This window comes from Mesorhizobium sp. M7A.F.Ca.US.006.01.1.1 (assembly GCF_003997935.1).
Lineage (GTDB): Bacteria > Pseudomonadota > Alphaproteobacteria > Rhizobiales > Rhizobiaceae > Mesorhizobium.
The window spans coordinates 1-1,144 of record NZ_RZQL01000490.1; the positions used below are offsets into that span (position 1 = coordinate 1).

Annotated in this window: 1 protein-coding gene; it reads right to left on the minus strand. The window is 69.1% G+C overall.

Annotated elements, in window-relative coordinates:
• A partial coding sequence (gene addB, locus EN943_RS37095) for a double-strand break repair protein AddB (RefSeq protein ID WP_127416620.1) occupies positions 1 to 1,144 on the minus strand: 1,144 nt, incomplete at both ends.

The following is a 1,144-nucleotide window of genomic DNA, read 5'->3' on the forward strand; positions in this document are numbered from 1 at the left end:
TCAGCTCGGCCGCGTGGCGCACATCGGCCCGTTCGAGGCCGAGGCCAAGCAGCGGATGCTTGAGCAGCGACAACAGGCCAACCGGATCGCCTGGCCGGAACAGCGCCTCGAGCGCCAGCCTGAGCAGGCTGGCCGCCGGGGTGTTGGCGAGTGGCGTGCCACCGGAATCGTCGGCGACGACGCCGAAGCGCTGGAGTTCTATCGAGACGCGCCGCGCCAGTGCCCGGTCGCCGGTGACGAGAGCCGCCCTTTGGCCGGGTTGTTCGACCGCGCGCTTGAGCGCAACGGCGATGGCGACAGCTTCATCGCGTTCGCTGGCAGCTTCGAGCAAGGTCACCTCGGCGAAGGCGCCGGCAATGTCGGACGCCGGGAAACCGGCACGCGTCTCGGCCCAGAGTTCGGTGGTTTCGGCCGGCCGCAGCGCTTCGCCGACAAGGGCAGCGCGAAGCGCAAGTCGCGGTTCGGCCATGCCAATCTCCTCGACGTCGCCGCGCAATACGCCGATCTTGCCAATCAACCTAGCCAGGCCATATTGCGGGTGGCCGAGCACGGCTGGACGCGCGCCGGGCGCGGCGATTGCCTGGAACGACGCTTCGTCCAGCGTCCGGTCGAGACCCGGCAGCACGATGGCGCCGCCGGGCAAGCGCGCGATCGCTGCAAGCAATTCAGCCGTGGCGGGGATCGAGCCGGTCGAGCCTGCGGCTATCACAGGCCCCGCAGGCGGATTGCGCAGCAGCCGCGCCGCCTCGGCGCGGATCAGCGCGCTGCGATGCGCGGCCGGATTGAAGCGGTCGCTTTCCGCGAGGAATTTCGGCCAGGCTTCGGTGACGATGCCGAGGAATTCGAGGGTCACCTGCCACCATCCGGCAAGGTTGCCGGTCACCAGATCGGTGAGCTTGGCCCAGTCGGTTCCTTCCGTCTCGATCTCGTCCATCAGCCGGGCGAGATCGCGCGCCAGCCAGATCGCGTCGGCGGTGGAAGCCGGGATGACGATCTCCTCGGCGAAAAGGGCGGCGACATGCGCCGGTAGCCGGCGTTTCCAGGCGCGCACCAGCGGCGTCAGCAGCAACAGGCGTTCGATCGCAGCGATCGGCGGCGCGAGATCGATGGCCGCCGATGCCTCAGTCTCGAACGCGGCCTCATC